General features: G+C 51.5%; 12 protein-coding genes and 4 pseudogenes. 13 read left to right on the top strand and 3 right to left on the bottom strand.

Features of this window, described 5'->3' with window-relative positions; all coding sequences use genetic code 11:
* The first annotated feature begins 13 nt into the window (after positions 1-13).
* From hutI to hutH, 4 genes and pseudogenes are all read left to right on the top strand, one after another.
* Positions 14-1,217: pseudogene (gene hutI, locus ABDK09_13865) on the top strand (imidazolonepropionase).
* Positions 1,210-2,223: a formimidoylglutamase gene (gene hutG / locus ABDK09_13860; GenBank protein XAW90480.1), complete on the top strand. Its 1,014-nt coding sequence runs from the start codon at positions 1,210-1,212 to the stop codon at positions 2,221-2,223. The pseudogene hutI and the gene hutG overlap by 8 nt, the downstream one beginning before the upstream one ends.
* A 196-nt stretch (positions 2,224-2,419) precedes the next feature.
* Positions 2,420-4,118: pseudogene (gene hutU, locus ABDK09_13855) on the top strand (urocanate hydratase).
* An 11-nt stretch (positions 4,119-4,129) separates the two neighbouring features.
* The gene (hutH, locus tag ABDK09_13850) at positions 4,130-5,665 is read left to right on the top strand and encodes a histidine ammonia-lyase (protein XAW90479.1); all 1,536 of its coding nucleotides are present in this window, start codon (positions 4,130-4,132) and stop codon (positions 5,663-5,665) included.
* 84 nt (positions 5,666-5,749) lie between these two features.
* Here hutH and ABDK09_13845 read toward each other — a convergent pair whose 3' ends face one another.
* Positions 5,750-5,902: a DUF2256 domain-containing protein gene (locus ABDK09_13845; protein ID XAW90478.1), complete on the bottom strand. Its 153-nt coding sequence runs from the start codon at positions 5,900-5,902 to the stop codon at positions 5,750-5,752.
* A gap of 180 nt (positions 5,903-6,082) precedes the next feature.
* Here ABDK09_13845 and ABDK09_13840 point away from each other — a divergent pair, with 180 nt between their 5' ends.
* Entirely contained in the window at positions 6,083-6,808 is a 726-nt protein-coding gene (locus tag ABDK09_13840) for a DUF3581 domain-containing protein (GenBank protein XAW90477.1), read from the top strand.
* A gap of 96 nt (positions 6,809-6,904) precedes the next feature.
* Here ABDK09_13840 and ABDK09_13835 read toward each other — a convergent pair whose 3' ends face one another.
* Complete coding sequence (locus ABDK09_13835) at positions 6,905-7,366, bottom strand: isoprenylcysteine carboxylmethyltransferase family protein (GenBank protein ID XAW90476.1); 462 nt, start codon at positions 7,364-7,366, stop codon at positions 6,905-6,907.
* Positions 7,367-7,537: 171 nt separating this feature from the next.
* A pseudogene (locus ABDK09_13830) lies at positions 7,538-10,577 on the bottom strand (FAD-binding and (Fe-S)-binding domain-containing protein).
* Positions 10,578-10,932: 355 nt separating this feature from the next.
* On the opposite strand from ABDK09_13830, the gene ABDK09_13825 reads away from it, so the two are divergent.
* The 8 genes and pseudogenes from ABDK09_13825 to ABDK09_13790 all read left to right on the top strand — a co-directional run bounded on the left by ABDK09_13825 (position 10,933) and on the right by ABDK09_13790 (position 16,522).
* Positions 10,933-11,616, top strand: coding sequence for a DUF3334 family protein (locus ABDK09_13825; GenBank protein XAW90475.1), 684 nt, complete (start codon positions 10,933-10,935; stop codon positions 11,614-11,616).
* A gap of 191 nt (positions 11,617-11,807) precedes the next feature.
* Positions 11,808-12,492: pseudogene (locus tag ABDK09_13820) on the top strand (DUF2786 domain-containing protein).
* A 189-nt stretch (positions 12,493-12,681) separates the two neighbouring features.
* Positions 12,682-13,350 (top strand): OmpA family protein, encoded by a 669-nt coding sequence (locus ABDK09_13815; GenBank protein ID XAW90474.1) that lies wholly within the window; start codon positions 12,682-12,684, stop codon positions 13,348-13,350.
* A gap of 226 nt (positions 13,351-13,576) precedes the next feature.
* Positions 13,577-14,050, top strand: coding sequence for a hypothetical protein (locus tag ABDK09_13810; protein ID XAW90473.1), 474 nt, complete (start codon positions 13,577-13,579; stop codon positions 14,048-14,050).
* The gene (locus ABDK09_13805) at positions 14,034-14,606 is read left to right on the top strand and encodes a hypothetical protein (GenBank protein ID XAW90472.1); all 573 of its coding nucleotides are present in this window, start codon (positions 14,034-14,036) and stop codon (positions 14,604-14,606) included. Before ABDK09_13810 ends, ABDK09_13805 begins: the two co-directional genes overlap by 17 nt.
* Before the next feature lie 142 nt (positions 14,607-14,748).
* Positions 14,749-14,943 (top strand): hypothetical protein, encoded by a 195-nt coding sequence (locus tag ABDK09_13800; protein ID XAW90471.1) that lies wholly within the window; start codon positions 14,749-14,751, stop codon positions 14,941-14,943.
* 429 nt (positions 14,944-15,372) lie between these two features.
* Complete coding sequence (locus ABDK09_13795; protein XAW90470.1) at positions 15,373-15,768, top strand: hypothetical protein; 396 nt, start codon at positions 15,373-15,375, stop codon at positions 15,766-15,768.
* Positions 15,769-16,075: 307 nt separating this feature from the next.
* A complete protein-coding gene (locus tag ABDK09_13790; GenBank protein ID XAW90469.1) occupies positions 16,076-16,522 on the top strand; it encodes a hypothetical protein in 447 nt (148 codons plus the stop codon).
* The last annotated feature ends 1 nt before the right edge of the window (position 16,523 follow it).

The following is a 16,523-nucleotide window of genomic DNA, read 5'->3' as shown; positions in this document are numbered from 1 at the left end:
CCAAGAGGGAATTATGGACCTGACTCTGACCAACGCCCGGCTTGTCAGCATGCAGCCGCAGGCCAATGGCTACCAGCCAACTGAACCGCTGAATGTACATATTCGTGACGGTAAGATTACGGCTATTACCACGGACGCGATCGCTGACAGCAGCAAACAGCTAGACTGCCACGGTAAATTGGTCACGCCGGGCTTGATTGACTGCCATACCCATCTGATCTATGCCGGAAACCGAGCCAACGAATTCGAAATGCGCCTTAACGGTGTGCCGTATCAAACCATCGCAGCTCAGGGCGGCGGCATTCTTTCAACGGTCACGGCTACCCGACAGGCCAGCGAAGAAGAGCTGATTGAACTGTCACTTCCGCGCCTGGACGGATTACTGCGTAGCGGCGTTACCTCGGTGGAAATTAAATCCGGTTATGGCCTGACACTGGAAGACGAACTGAAAATGTTGCGTGCGGCGCAGGCCCTGCAGCAACACCGGCGGGTAAAAGTCAGCACGACATTACTGGCTGCCCACGCGCTGCCGCCGGAATTTATCGGACGCGCTGACGCCTACATCGAACACATTTGCCAGACCATCATCCCGGCTGTGGCTGAGCAGCAGCTGGCCAGCAGCGTCGATGTATTCTGCGAGTCGGTCGGTTTTAACCTGCAGCAGACCGAGCGCGTCTTTGCCTGCGCCCGCGAATACGGCCTGCAGGTCAAAGGTCACACCGAACAGCTGTCGAACCTTGGCGGCAGTGCACTGACCGCACGCTATCAGGGGTTGTCCGCCGATCATATCGAGTATCTCGATGAGGCCGGTGTGGCGGCGCTGGCACAATCAGGCACAGTGGCAACCCTGTTGCCCGGCGCGTTCTATTTTTTACGGGAAACGCAAAAACCACCGGTCGAACTGCTGCGTGAATATGGCGTGGCGATGGCGCTGGCCAGCGACATCAATCCGGGCACATCACCTTTTGCCGACCTAACCTTAATGATGAATATGGGCTGCACTCTGTTCGGCCTGACCCCTGAAGAAACTCTGCGCGGTGTGACGCAGCATGCTGCGCGAGCACTTGGCTTTGCCAACACCCGCGGTCAAATTGCCCCCAGCTTTGATGCAGATCTGGCGATCTGGAGTATCGACCATCCGGCTGACCTCAGCTACCAGGTGGGAGTTTCCGAGATTACATGCACGAATCGTCGATGGAGTGCTGTGCAATGACTGATGCAATTCAAACCTCACACAACTTTACCTGGCAAGGTCGTCACGATGCCGAAGACGGCGCTTTAGGGACTCGCGTGCATCATGTAATGCAATGCCAGTCTGCGCCCGGTCTTGAGCCCGACCAACAGGCGGTCTCTGTACTCGGCTTTGCCTGTGATACCGGCGTGGCGCGCAATAAGGGCCGCACCGGAGCGCAGCAGGCACCGGATCTGATCCGTCAGGCACTGGCAAATATGGCCTGGCATCGCGCTTCGCCACTGTATGATCTCGGCAATATTCACTGCCAGGGCGATGCGCTTGAACAAGCTCAGGGCGATGCCGCCAGCGTGATTACTCAGGCGTTGCAACGCACTCCGGTCATCGTGCTGGGCGGCGGACATGAAGTCGCCTGGGCCACGTTTCAGGGCCTGGCCGCGCACCTGCAGCAGACGGGCGCGCAGGCGCCGCGCATCGGGATCATCAATTTTGATGCCCATTTTGATCTGCGCGCGTTTGAGTCAGAGCAGGCTGAGGTTAAACCCAGCTCCGGCACCCCGTTTTATCAGATCCAACGCTTTTGCGCCGAACATAACTGGTGTTTTCACTATGCCTGTCTTGGCGTGAGCCGGGCCAGCAATACTGCGGCCCTGTTTGAGCGCGCAGATGAACTGGGCGTGTGGTATGTCGAAGACAAAGCGCTCTCGTCACTCAACCACATCTACCACATGACTCAACTGCAGCACTTTATCGATGACTGTGACTATCTGTATCTGACCATCGACCTGGATGTCTTTCCGGCCGCGACTGCGCCCGGCGTTAGTGCACCGGCCGCGCGGGGTGTCAGTATCGAAGCACTGAGTCCGTTTCTCGATCGTATCCTGCATTACAAAAACAAACTCATGATTGCCGATATCGCCGAGTACAACCCGAGCTACGATATCGACCATCAGACCGCCAGACTGGCTGCACGCTTGTGCTGGGAGATTGCCAACACCATGGCGGACAAAAAGGCACCCTCTCCCTGTTAACTGAACAGAGTTGAACTGCAAGGAGACGGTTCTCCAGTACGACTCAATACAATAAACACCCGCTTTGCGCTGACTGGCGCAGAGCAAGTTATAACAACAAAACGCTCACGGACACCGAGCAAGACTGACCATACAGCGCTGACCCCGACCCTACGACAAGCGGCAGCGCTAAGCTTAACCATGAAGGAGCTGTAACATGACCAAGCAACCAGAACAAGGTACCCGTCTGGACACCAGTCGTATTATCCGCGCACCGCACGGCACTACCCTGCGGGCTAAATCCTGGCTGACGGAAGCGCCGCTGCGTATGCTGATGAATAACCTGGATCCGGATGTGGCTGAACATCCGCAATCTCTGGTGGTATACGGCGGTATTGGTCGCGCAGCGCGTAACTGGGAATGTTATGACAAGATTGTTGAAGTACTGGAACGCCTCGAAGAGGACCAGACTCTGGTGGTGCAATCCGGCAAGCCGGTGGGCGTTTTTCCGACCCACAAAAACGCGCCACGCGTGCTGATTGCCAACTCGAATCTGGTCCCGCACTGGGCCAACTGGGAGCACTTCAACGAGCTCGATAAACAAGGTCTGATGATGTACGGCCAGATGACCGCCGGCTCATGGATTTATATCGGCTCACAGGGCATTGTCCAGGGAACCTACGAAACCTTCGTTGCAGTCGCGAAAAAGCATTTTGACGGCAACGCCAAAGGACGCTGGGTACTGACCGGTGGCCTGGGCGGTATGGGCGGCGCACAGCCTCTGGCAGCCACCATGGCCGGTTTCTCAATGATCGCGGTTGAGTGTGACGAATCACGGATCGATTATCGTCTGCGTACCGGCTATGTCGATAAAAAAGCCACCAGCCTGGACGAAGCACTGGCGATAATTTACGAATCTGATGAACCGGTTTCGGTCGGCTTACTGGGTAACGCGGCCGATATTTTCCCGCAGCTGCTGGAGCGCAACATCACACCGGATGTCGTGACTGACCAGACGTCAGCGCATGATCCGCTCAACGGTTACCTGCCGCTGGGCTGGAGCATGCAGCACGCAGCCGAAATGCGTAAAACCGATGAAGCCAAAGTGGTGAAAGCGGCTAAACAGTCGATGGCAATTCAGGTCAAAGCCATGCTGGAACTGCAAGAGCGCGGTGCGGCCACGCTCGATTACGGCAATAACATCCGTCAGATGGCGCTGGAAGAAGGCGTCGACAACGCCTTTGATTTCCCGGGCTTTGTACCTGCATACATCCGTCCGCTTTTTTGTGAAGGAATCGGCCCGTTTCCGCTGGGCTGCACTGTCCGGCGATCCGGAAGATATCTACAAAACCGATCAGAAAGTCAAAGAGCTGATCCCCGATGATCCGCACCTGCACAACTGGCTGGACATGGCCCGTGAGCGTATTCAGTTTCAGGGCCTGCCTGCTCGTATCTGCTGGGTCGGCCTGAAAGACCGTGAACGCCTTGGTCAGGCCTTTAACGAAATGGTTCGCAACGGTGAACTGAAAGCCCCCGTCGTGATTGGCCGCGATCACCTCGATTCAGGCTCAGTTGCCAGCCCGAACCGCGAAACCGAAGGCATGCTGGATGGCTCAGATGCCGTTTCCGACTGGCCGCTGCTTAATGCCCTGCTTAACACAGCGGGCGGCGCGACCTGGGTATCCCTGCACCATGGTGGCGGCGTTGGTATGGGCTTCTCGCAACACTCAGGCATGGTCATTTGCTGTGATGGCAGCGACGATGCCGCGCAACGTATCGGACGCGTACTGCACAATGACCCGGCCACCGGCGTGATGCGCCATGCCGACGCCGGCTATGACATCGCCAAACGCTGCGCGAAACAACAAAACCTCGATCTCCCTATGCTGAACGACGAACTCGCTCAACTGAAGTAAGGACTGTAACCATGTTGAACCTTGTGATTAAACCCGGCGCTTTAACCCTGAGCCAACTGCGTGCCGTGAGCCGCCAACCTGTGACACTGTCACTCGATCCGGAAGCGATCCCGGCGATAGAAGCAAGCACCCGTGTCGTTGAGCAGGTGATTGCAGAAAATCGTACCGTCTACGGCATTAACACCGGCTTTGGTTTGCTGGCCAATACCAAGATTGCACCGCAGGATTTAGAAACGCTGCAACGCAGTATTGTGCTTTCCCATGCGGCCGGCATCGGTCAGTTTATGGCCGATGAAACCGTGCGTCTGATGATGGTGCTGAAGATCAACAGCCTGGCCCGCGGGTTCTCCGGTATCCGTCTGCAGGTACTCGAAGCACTTATGACCCTGGTCAACCATGAAGTCTACCCATGCGTACCACAAAAAGGCTCCGTCGGCGCCTCCGGTGATTTAGCACCGCTGGCCCATATGAGCACCATTCTGCTTGGCGAAGGTCAGGCCCGTTATCAGGGCGAAGTCATTTCCGGCCTGCAGGCACTTAACATTGCCGGACTGGAGCCCATTACCCTGGCACCGAAAGAAGGCCTGGCACTGCTTAATGGTACGCAAGCCTCGACCGCATTCGCGCTGGAAGGTCTGTTTATGGCCGAAGACCTGTTTGCCTCTGCGACTGTTTGCGGCGCAATGTCCGTCGATGCAGCACTGGGCAGCCGTCGTCCGTTCGATGCGCGTATTCATCAGGTGCGCGGTCATCGCAGCCAGATGGACGCCGCCGCCGCTTACCGTCATGTGCTGGATGAACGCAGCACCATCGGTGACTCTCATCAGAGCTGTGAAAAAGTGCAGGATCCGTATTCACTGCGCTGCCAGCCACAGGTCATGGGCGCCTGTCTGCAGCAAATCCGTAATGCGGCGGATATCCTGCAGGTTGAAGCCAACTCCGTCTCTGATAACCCGCTGGTGTTCGCCGACGACGGCGACATCATCTCCGGCGGTAACTTCCATGCCGAGCCGGTGGCCATGGCTGCGGATGGTCTGGCACTGGCGATTGCCGAAATCGGTAGCTTGTCTGAGCGCCGCATGGCACTGCTGATCGACAGCGCACTGAGTAAACTGCCACCTTTCCTGGTCGATAATGGCGGGGTCAACTCCGGCTTTATGATTGCTCAGGTCACCTCTGCAGCGCTGGCCAGTGAAAACAAAACGCTGGCTCACCCGGCCTCGGTGGACAGCCTGCCAACCTCGGCCAATCAGGAAGATCACGTGTCGATGGCCACCTTCGCCGGTCGCCGCCTGAAAGACATGAGCGAGAACACCCGCGGTATTCTGGCCGTTGAATACCTCGCGGCCGCTCAGGGCCTGGATTTTCGTGCGCCCAACGTCTCGTCAGCTCGCGTAGAAGAAGCGAGGCAGATCCTGCGCCGTGAAGTCCCGTTCTACGATAAAGACCGTTATTTTGCGCCGGATATCGCCGCGGCAAACGAGTTACTGCTGCAGGCCGTGCACAATCATCTGATGCCGGAGCAGTTACTGCCGAGTGTGGGGTAAAGGTTTCTAGGTTCTAAGGTCTTGGGTTTCTGGGTTCTAGGTTCTAGGTCCTGGGTTCTAGTTTTAGGGTCTAGGGTCTAGGGTCTAGGTCCTAGGTCCTAGAACCTTCCCTGCCCTGCATCTTTGCGAGCAATACTTCACTTCTTCCCAGCAATCCGCCCATTTTTTACGCCAGGTGAACGGTCTGCCGCACGCCACGCACTGTTTTTCTGGCAAATGTGGTTTTTTATGAGCCACGATGCTTCTCCCTATGTCCTGACTGGCTTCTCTACGCCTTTGCCCGAAAAAAGATCACGCTTTTGAGCACTTATTTTGTTGTAATTATGAATATTGTTTGAAGATTTCCAACTGATTGGACCATTAAGCTATGGCTTGAGAGCTATAATCCGTCACAGTTTTGTCGGAATAGCGTAAATTATGTTTCTAGCTCCTTACTTCTCAACTCAAGACCATCAATTCCAGTTCACTCGCGAACAGGCAAGTCACTTTGCCAAACGTGTCGCGGGCGACTTTAACCCAATCCACGATGAAGACAGCAAGCGCTTCTGTGTACCTGGTGACCTACTGTTTGCAGTATTACTGAAGCGTGAAGGCATCAGCCAGAAAATGCGTTTTGATTTCTCTGGTATGGTGGGTGACGGAACGGCTCTGCATATTGAGAATAAGTGCAGCAAAGAGAGCGCTGTGGTCGACGAGTCAGGTAAAGAGTATCTGCACATGAATCGTGAAGGCGAAGTCAGCCATGACGCGGCTTTCATCGAACATGTCGTGACCAACTACGTCCAGTTCTCTGGCATGAACTTCCCGCACATCATGGTGCCGCTGATGGAAGAGCAGCAGATGATGATCAACTGTCAGCGTCCGCTCGTAATCTACGAAAGCATGGAAGTGGAATTCTCACGCCTTGATCTGACTCACCCTGAAGTAGAATTTACCGGTGCAACTTTCGATGTCGAAGGCAAACGCGGCATCGTGACGCTGAACTTTGCCTTTAAAGAAGAAGGCGAACAGGTCGGTAGCGGCGTCAAACGCATGGTAGCCAGCGGTCTGAAGCCTTACAACCAGGCCGACATTGATGACCTGGTCAGCCGGTTCAACGAGCGTAAGGATGCCTTCCTGGCAAAGTTCGCTAAAGCGGCTTAAGCGGTCGCAGGCAAAAACAAACATGAAAAAAGCTTCACCACACGGTGAAGCTTTTTTGTTGCGTCATTATCCGGCATCAATGCAGTGATTTCCGGCTTACAGCCAGCGCCGCACCCGGGTTTTGTAATCAACATAATCTTCTCCGAACAAGCTCTCCAACGCCTTCTCTTCCGGAATAATCTGGAAGCGGTTCATATACATCACAAAGCCCGCCACGACAAAGAAACTGATCAGGTTTTCATGCCAGTAGGCAAAACCGAACAGCAGCAGTAACAGACCAAGATACATTGGATTACGGCTGTAATGGAACACCCCGGAGTCAACCACTGTGGTCGCTTTATAAGGCTGAACCGGATTAACGGTGGTTTTAGCGCGGCGGAATTGCACCACACCGGCAATACCAATCACTCCGGCAGCGACAAAACAGACCGCAAATACCGCATATTTATACGGCAGACTGACGTCGGTAAACGGGATCAGAACAGCTAAACGGTTGATCAGAACCAGAGCAACCAAAAACAGCGCCACCGGCGGTATTTTCAACTCCAAAAAACGCATAGTAACTCCCAGATCAGTATTGTTATCAGTATAAGCCCTTTTCTGTGACGATATAAAAACAAAGCCCGGTAAAAACCGGGCTTTATCAATCCAATCAGAGTTAACGACTGCTGACCGAGTCGGTTACAGCAGTGATAACCATGCAGGTTACAGCAGAGATAACCACGTAGGTTACAACAGTGCTAACAAGGCCTGCAGCGGATGCTTAGGTTTGGTCTCTTCGAAGCGTTTGATCTGGCTGCGGCATGAGTAACCGGTGATCAGGCAACGTTCGACCGGCAGCTTCTCGATACTTGGTTTCCAGCTCAGGCCGTAAATGTCCTTCGACATCTGGAATTTATCCACTTCGTGACCGAACGTACCCGCCATACCACAACAGCCGACCGGCACCGTCTTCAGCGTCGCACCGAAGTGGGCAAAAATGGCGCCCCACTCTTTCTCTGCGTTCGGCATCCGGGTTTTCTCGGTGCAGTGCGCCAGCAGATACCAAGGTTCAGCCTGAGCAGACTCCTTAGCGTGGAACTCGGTCAGACGAGGCTGCAGCCATTCGTGCACGGTAATAACATTAAAATCACCCCGTTCGCTGCCCAGGACCTCTGCGTATTCATCGCGGTAACACAGCACCAGTGCCGGATCGACGCCCACCATTGGAATATTCAGATCCGCAACCTGAGACAGGAATCCGGCTGTACTGGTTGCTGTCGACTTAAACTGCTTGAGGAAGCCTTTGATGTGCTGCGCTTTACCGTTTGGTTTGAACGGCAGCAGAATCGGCTTTTTGCCCAGTTTGACTGCCAGAGCAACAAAATCTTCCACCACATCCGCATCGTAGTAGCTGGTAAACGGATCCTGCACGATGATCACATGCTGGTCGCGCTCAGCCTGCGACAACGACGCCAGACGCTGCATATCAAACTGGGTCAGCGGATGACGGCGAGTGCGCTGTGCCAGTGTCGGCACTGACAGCATCGGCGCATCAACATAACCCACCGTAGACGCCGTGACCTTCTGTACCCATTTCTGTGCCATCACACCGTTGACCAGTTTTGGCGCCTTAGCCATCACCGGCAGCATGGTTTCAATATTAGCAACCAGATAATCTTTGGCCGGACGCTGGTAGCGCGAGTGATAGATATTCAGGAAACGGGAACGGAATCCGGGTACATCGACCTTAATCGGACACTGGCTGGCACACGCTTTACAGGCCAGACAGCCATTCATCGCTTCGTACACTTCATGGGAAAAATCATACTCATGGCGTTTGTTGATGCGGTTACGCACCCGGTCAATCATGGTTTTGATGGTTGGCGTGGTTTCCAGCGCCTTTTTCTCCAGATCCAGGATATCAATGCCCTGCTCAGTGAGCTGACGCAGCCATTCACGCACCAGGCCGGCACGGCCTTTTGGTGAATGACGGCGATCGGCGGTGACTTTCATCGAAGGACACATTGGCGAGCTGGTATCATAGTTAAAGCACAGACCGTTACCGTTACATTCCATCGCACGCTTGAAGCTGTCGCGTACCTCGACGTCAATCTGGCGGTCAAAATAGCCGCGCTTGGTGTCAGAGACTTTAACCAGTTCAAAATTGGTATCGAGCGGCGTACAAATCTTACCCGGGTTCATCTTGTTGTGCGGGTCAAAGGCCGCCTTCACACGGCGCAGCTCGGTAAACAGTTCTTCACCGAAGAATTCCGGACCGTATTCTGAACGATAACCTTTACCGTGCTCACCCCACATCAGGCCGCCGTATTTTGCCACCAGCTTAACCACTTCGTCCGAAACTTCGTGCATCATCAGCTCTTGCTTGGGATCGCACATATCCAGCGCCGGACGCACGTGCAGAACACCGGCATCAACGTGGCCAAACATGCCGTAAGCCAGACCTTTTGAATCCAGCAGTTCACGGAAACTCGGCGATAAAGTCAGCCAGATTCTCCGGCGGCACACAGGTATCTTCAGTAAACGGAACCGGTTTGGCACAGCCTTTCGCCGCACCCAGCAGACCAACCGCTTTCTTACGCATGTTGTAAATACGGTTGATGCTCGCCAAATCATCACACACCTGGAAGCCGATAATACCCGCTTCCTGATTCTCGACCATGACTTCCAGACGGGCGGTCAGCTGTTCCACCAGAGAACGCACTAAGGCTTCATCCTGATCAGCGAATTCAACAATATTGAGGCCGAGCATCTCTTTGCCCGGAACGCTGGTGATCAGGTCGCTGACGCTGTGCCAGACAATGTCTTCACGCGCCAGGTTAAGTACTTTCGAGTCAACGGTTTCCACCGACAAGGCATTCGCTTCCACCATCACCGGTGCGTTACGCAGCGCCGAATCAAAGCTGTCGTACTTGATGTTGACCAGAGTACGCGCTTTCGGAATTGGGGTCAGATTCAGCTTGGCTTCCGTGATAAACGCGAGTGAACCTTCAGCGCCACACAGTACGCGGGTAATATCAAAGCGATCATGATCGGTATCGAGGGCGTTTTTCAGGTCATAGCCAGTCAGGAAACGGTTCAGCGGCGGGAATTTAGCGACAATCTGCTCACGCTTGTCACGGCATACCGCTTCGGTAACCCGCATCGCTTCAGCGGCATAACTGCCCGCCTCAGGCCCGCCTTGCGACAAATCGGTTTCCAGTACCGAACCATCGGCAAATACTGCCTGCAGCGACAGCACATGGTCTGACGTTTTACCGTATTTAAGCGAGCCCTGACCGGATGCATCGGTATTGACCATGCCGCCCAACGTCGCGCGGTTACTGGTGGACAGATCCGGCGAGAAGAAGAATCCGTAAGGACGCACCGCATCGTTCAGCTGGTCTTTAATGACACCAGCCTGAACCCGCACCCAGCCTTCTTCGGCATTCACTTCCAGGATTTGGTTCATATGACGGGAAAGGTCAACCACCACCCCTTTAGTCAAAGACTGACCATTGGTGCCGGTACCGCCGCCACGGGCAGAAAACGTGACGCGTTCAAATTCGGGTTTAGTGCTTATTCTACCGATGATCGACACATCCTGAGTCGATTTCGGATGGACAACGGCTTGTGGCAGTTGTTGATACACACTGTTATCAGTGGAAACAGCAAGACGACTTGAATACTGAGTTTCAATATCGCCGCTAAATCCCGCTGCTTCAAGTTCATGTAAAAACGTTAAAACAACAGGGTCAACATCGGATTGGAGGTGAAGTCTTGGTAACATTTGCTTCCTGCCCGTACTGCGCTGATCCTATCAGCTCTGGGTTATAAGTTATTTTTGGTATTAATATTTGAGTCATGTCACTTTACAACATTTAAAAAGGTGATCAAATCAGAATCTCAATGCCAGAATGAAATGAAACGGAATTTTTCACTAGTGATACTCAGCTTATGATTTATCACTAAGCCTGCTATGATACGGTTTGGATTATTTCGCAACATCATGACGTTATATTGCTAATGGTGCATTTTACGCCGCATAGGATTTTAGCAGTGCATGTTTTTACACAGCATAGGATTAATGTGGCTCAGTTTCCCCCATCACGCTTTGCGTCTAATCAGCTTTTACGGACAATTACATGAAAAAAAGTAAGATCGTTACCACTGAAGATATTTTGCTGAAACTGTGTCAGTCAGTTTCCAGCGTTCTGACTTCCGCCACCGCCTCGAATATTTCTTACTCGGCCATGGTGCAGAAGATCAACAAAACCTCTTTAAAACCGGATTTTGGCTGTTTTGTCCTGTTTGACGGTGGCTTTAGTGGCCTGGTGGTGATCAACTTTACCGCCAAAGCAGCGCTGGAAGTGTACGCCAATTACATGCGCAACATGGGCATGCCGGAAGAAGAACTGGCGGTGCTGCATACTTCTGACGAAGTGGGTGATGTGCTGGGTGAGCTGATGAACCAATTGGTGGGGGACTTTACCAATAAGATCCGTAAAGAACTGCAGACTAATATCACCCAAAACCAGCCTAAAATGCTGTCACTCAACAAACAGGTCATTCTGTCGGTGGATACCAATTTGGATCGCCCGCAGGCTCGTCGCGTCACCTTCTCAACTGAGAAAAACAACATTTTCTACCTGGAGCTGGCGATGGATAAAACCGAATTTATCCAGCTGGAAGAGTTTGAAATTCAGGAAGACGAAAGTCCGGATTCGATTCTTGCCGCGGCACAACAAAAAATGGACAGCAAGACACAGCAGAACAACGCTGCTGACGATGATGCGACCTCCGATCTTCTCGATGAACTCGGTCTCTGATAGCACAAGCCATTCCCGGCAGCGGGTGATGAAACGCCCCCGCTGCCTGTAAAACGCGATTACTCGTAAAACCGCGTCTGAAAGACGGGCTCTCATTCACATTCCTTTCTGCACCCGACTTTAAATTCCGGCATAAAAACGGTAAAATGGCGGACTTTTCCCAATGCCGTAGTAACGTTTTTTTCATGTCGATGGATAAGCAAAAAGCCCTCAAAAAAATCGCAAAGTGCCTTGAACTGGGTAACTCCGCCAATGTGAACGAAGCCGCCAACGCCATTAAAATGGCGCATCGGCTGATGCTCAAATATGGTCTGGATAAAGATGATATCGAGTTCATCAAGATGGGCAAAACCCAGTCAACCCATCTGCTGCCAGCCTCGATCTCTTCCGCTATCTTGCGCGTGATCCGTGGTATCAATACCAAATTTGGTGTTGAAGCTGTGCTGCTCAACCACAAAGGTTTGAAACGGGTTGAATTTATCGGTGAAGCGGACCGGGCGATTTTTGCCGCGTTTGCCTTTGATATTGTTTATCGTGAAATGAACGAGCAAACCGGCCAGTTTCCGCAACAGTTTTGCCGGTAGCGGTACCCCAAACACCGAAGTACAGCGTCGGGTAAATTCCTTTTTGTCCGGCTGGGTAGAAGGTGCGCTGGAGAAACTGCCAGAGATCGCGCCAGACGATGATTCGGCCAACAAGATCAATAACTATATTGATAAAGAGTTTCAGAACATCGACCGCGAAACCTTCAAGCAACAGCTGCGTGAAGCAATGAAGAATCTGACCGAAGATTACGAAGTCGGACTCAAAAAAGGACGCCGTGTCTCTGTGAGTCGTCCGATTGATGGCGCACAAGCCCCTAAACTTCTCAAATAAGACACCAGTAGCAATCGACAAGCAGCTTGTATTAATCCGCCGCCAATCGATAAGTTGCTCAACTAAATAAGTAATTTAAGTAAATCTTAAGTCAAGAGTCAGTAAAATCGTCTATGCTTGCATTGACGCGCGAACGCTTTTCTCGTTTATTGCAAGCCGGAAAACTGAATAACTCACGGAGATGAAGTTGTGAAAAAAATTACATTGGCTCTTGCAGTGTTAATCGCACTTTCTGGTTGTGCCGCCACACAACGCCAAAATGCGACCACGGGTGAAAACGAAACTAACTCAACCACCAAAGGTGCGCTTTTAGGTGCGCTGGCAGGTGCTGCGGTTGGTTTGGCATCCGGCGATGACGCTAAAGAGCGACGTCAGAGAGCGCTGATCGGTGCGGCAGGTGGTGCTGCTGTCGGCGGTGGCGTTGGTTACTACTTTGACCAACAAGAAGAAGCACTGCGCCAGGAACTGCTGAACTCAGGTGTGCAGGTACAGCGTGTAGGCGAAAACCAGCTACTGCTGCGCATGGAAAACGGCATCGGATTCCAGACCAACTCTTACCAGCTTGACTCTTCTATCCACAACACACTTCGTGGTGTGGCACGCATTTTGGTTGAATACCCGGATACCAGCCTGGTGATTGATGGTCATACCGACAGCACAGGCAGCGACACCACTAACCAGGTACTGTCTGAGCGTCGTGCAGAGTCCGTACGTTCATTCCTGTTGTCTCAGGGCGTAGCGGCAGGCCGTGCAGTAGCGCGTGGTAACGGTGAACGTTACCCGCTATGCAGCAACAGCACAGCAGATGGCCGTGCATGTAACCGTCGCGTAGAGATTCAAATCTTACCGCTGAAATGATTTAATAGGCGGGTGAGCAACGAGTTGCACCATTCCGCCTGAATCGTTTAGTCGATACCCGTATGGATGTAGCCCGGCCTAAATGCCGGGCTTTTTTGTTTTGTGGTGTGCCGTCCGCAATGTATTGACACATTGGGTACGTATGATGACAACTTCAGATATCCCAGCCCAGTGCATATCGTCGCTCACACGCAATACACATCATGATAAAGGGAAACCAACCACAATGAAGAAAGCGCTTCACGCATGGATAATTGCATTGGGGTTACTGCTCTCAAGCCAGGCTGTGGCTGATCCTTCCGAGCTGATCCAACTGGCTAATCAAGGGGATCGCGCAGCACAGTACCAATTAGGGGTCGATTATCAGACCGGCCACAACTTAACCATCAATCTGAACGATGCATTTTACTGGTTTCAGCAAGCCGCGCAGCAGGGCCATCCACAAGCCATGCAGCAACTCGCCAACGCTTACCAGCACGGATTGGGAACCGAAGCCAATACGACGCAGGCTTTGTACTGGCTGACGCGCCAATTGCTCAGCGGTGACAGCAACGCAGCCATGGCCATCGGACAGCTTTATGAAAGCCTCGACAGCTCCCCTGCCCCCTCAGCGATGGCTGAGCTGTGGTATCACAGCCTGGCTGACCAGAATCCACAGGCAGAAACAGCGCTACAGCGCCATTTTGCAGCAGCAGTTTGATCAGCAACGTGCGCGCCAGGTCGCGTCGATTGAGCAACTCGAGAGTGCCATCAACCAGACCACCGAAGCCGCACAAAGCCAAGACTCAACTCACGTAGCCCCACAAACACCTAGCCTGATGAGCGATTATCTGTTTGTCGTGCTGTGCATTGTGGTGTTGATCGCGGGTCTGTCCGTCTACCGCTACGTGAAAAAATCCAGCAGACAGCAGACCCAGCACCAGAATTCACTCAATGAAAGCCTGTCCCAGAAAGACAACCTGCTAAAACAACAAAAGCGCCAGCTGGACACGCTGTATCATCAGCTGAAAAAAATGCAGACCCATCAGAGCCGTCAGACTCAGGATCAAAAACTTCACCTGGCCTGCGCCATGTTTGGATTTGCACCAGGGCAGCTACCGGAAGAGCGGCAAATCAAAATTCGTTATAAGCAATTGTCGAAAATTTACCACCCGGATATGAAAGGCAGTGAAGATGAAATGAAGCGCCTCAACGGAGCGATGAAGGTGCTTATTAGCGAAGTTAATAAATCGTTAAATAAAGTTTCATCCAGCTGATATAAAATCGTCAACAGCCCAATTACGCTTGGTTACGCAATCGATTACTCTCTCAATATTTACAACAAATAGTTAACAGACCAGCCTGTGACATGCGATAATTCCGCGCGAATTTGGCACCTGCTTCAGGTGAGGAGACAACATGTTCACTATCTACGGTATTTGCGATTGGTGTAAAAAACCAAACCAGTTGACCAAACTCGAGTATCTCGACGGCAAAACCAATCACGCTTGTGAAAACTGCAATGACTTTGCTCGCATGGACGTAAGACAATTTAATATTGCCGAGCAAGCACAGCGTGAACGTCTGGCCAGCCAGAACGCAAACCGACTATAAACCCGATAAAAAGCGCCAGGACGGCGCTTTTTTGATCCCTGCGATCGATACCATCCAACATTATCCCACCGCCAAAACAGACCACTGTATAACTCTGGTATCCACTTCTGCCCCGCCTATCCACCGCTGCCCCGTCACTAAGACACAGCCGTTTCTGCAGGTACCACTAACCGCAAGCACTGGATAAAACTACTGTATAAAACCACTGTTCATACGCTGAAAAGTTAATTAGATCACAGAAAATCACACCAATCAGCGACTTTATCTCCGTATCAAAACTTAAAATTTATTAAATATAATCAAATACTTAATATTAATTTCGTAAAAACAAAGACAAGTTAAGGTCAATTCTTCATCAAATTTAAACTTGATCAGTATGATATTTAGGAATACTGTATAGACATACAGCATGTATGAAAGGACAGTGTTATGCTTCATGTAGATTTTGATACCACACGTTTTGGCACCCAAACTTACACGACCGATAGCTACCGCCAGGTAAGCGCTAATCAAGATATGATGTCTCGTTTAGCGCAGCTATCTCAGCAACAACAATGGATTTTGTACACAGCGCAGTGTCCGCGCCCTCAGTACGATGCCCTCGCGGCCCATCACGTACAGTGCGGTAAAATCATTCACATGAAGCCTTCACAATCCCAGTCTGAACTGGAGATCGTGATGAAAGCCATCCAGTCAGGCAATGCCAGCGCCATCGTCGCCTCCGGTGAGATTGATTTCGTTAACCAAAAACTGCTGCAACAGCTGGCCCGTGATCACCAGTGTGAAGTGTTTTTCTTGCACAGTGCGCAGCACCATTTTCATTAATTTTATGTGCGTGCTGGCGAAATCGCTCGTTCTCACGGTGTTTTTGCTCAATATACAGCAAATTTGAAGCGGGCGGCTGTATGCCCCGCTTTAGATTTGGAGTTTGCTTTTTCACTGGATTTAAGCAGACCAAACCTACGCCATACTTTTTCTAAATCAATTCCTTCGGCATCTTTGCAGTAACAAGGTCACGCATACAAAACAAGTGACATATCTAACAGTTTTATATCAAGAAACCTACATCATTAAATATGTGGTTCTAATATCATTAGAACTGTTACGTATTTATTCTTAGGTTTGACATACTATGAAGCTAAATCAAGTCTTAAATCATACCAATCAAGTAGAGCGTTCCAAATTTGTAAACTGTATCGATAAACTTTGCCAAGATAACAAAAGCGACCCTGAATTAGCTAAACAGCTCAACAAGATTGATGGCCAGCTCAAATCTGCATCTGGTAACGAAATAAACCAACTTTTTAACTTGGTAAAAAAACACTTCAAAAAACATATCATTGAGCAAGTATCTATCGGCGGTCCGCAAGCTTTCTTACTTATCAATATCCTGTCGCGAGATGGGAACTGTATAGCGACGATTCCTTGGATTGAACAGCTTTATACAGAAGAGTATCAGGCAATAAACACGCTCAGCAGGTCTCTTTTAGAAGAGATTGAAGCTGACGAATCCAGCAATTTTGAGCGATTAAATCGGATCGATATCTATAGAGATTGCGTGCGAAACCGCTTTTTGTAAC

Origin of the sequence: Vibrio sp. CDRSL-10 TSBA (assembly GCA_039696685.1) — a bacterium.
In the GTDB taxonomy this organism is placed as follows: domain Bacteria; phylum Pseudomonadota; class Gammaproteobacteria; order Enterobacterales; family Vibrionaceae; genus Vibrio.
The sequence above is the reverse complement of the archived record's forward strand: the minus strand, read 5'-3'. Positions and strand labels throughout refer to the sequence as shown.